The organism is Serratia sp. 14-2641 (assembly GCF_001692375.1).
Taxonomy (GTDB): domain Bacteria; phylum Pseudomonadota; class Gammaproteobacteria; order Enterobacterales; family Enterobacteriaceae; genus Chania; species Chania fonticola_C.
In genome coordinates this window covers 1-616 of sequence record NZ_LXKR01000023.1, presented here as the reverse complement: position 1 = coordinate 616, position 616 = coordinate 1, and the positions used below count along the sequence as shown (strand labels likewise).

Below are 616 nucleotides of genomic sequence, written 5' to 3'. Positions count from 1 at the left end.
CAGGTTGGTCGTCATGCTCGAGGCTTCTGTCATCACGCTGACGTTCGCCTGCTCGGACAGGGCTTTGATAAAGGCCTTGGTGCCCGCCCCTTTGCCGTCAAGTATGGAAATACCGCCATTCAGGGCATCGGATGAACCCCCAGTGAACGCATTGGTCAGAGACAATCCGACGCTGCCACTGTTGAATACGGCGTTCCAGTCAATGCCGTACTGATCCTGAGTACGTTTCTCAACGCTGTAGACCTGGACGTTGAGCACCACCTGCCGGTTAAGCTCTTTATTACGGTCATCCAGATAGCGGCCTATCTGCTCAAGCACACGCGGTGTATCCGTAACCGTCAATACACCGGCGGATAAATTCATGCGCCCAGTGCCCGGCGTCAACATCGACTTAATGGTATTGGTGACGTCCTCGTACAGGCTTGATTTGATTTCCATCTCAGTGGCCTGTGAGGTATTTGAGTCGCCACTGAGTCCACCGCCGCTGCTGTCGCCCGTGGCCCCCATGGACGACGTTGTGCCGCTCACTGTTTTGGAGCCAAAGCTCGCCTTACTGTCCATGAACATGACCGGGAACGTCCGGGTGTCGAGATAGAAAATGGCGATCCGGCCTTGC

At 55.5% G+C, this 616-nt stretch carries 1 protein-coding gene; it reads right to left on the bottom strand.

Annotation, left to right across the window (positions count from 1 at the left end; translation table 11 throughout):
* A partial coding sequence (locus A6U95_RS09950) for a secretin N-terminal domain-containing protein (protein WP_198927294.1) occupies positions 1-616 on the bottom strand: 616 nt, incomplete at both ends.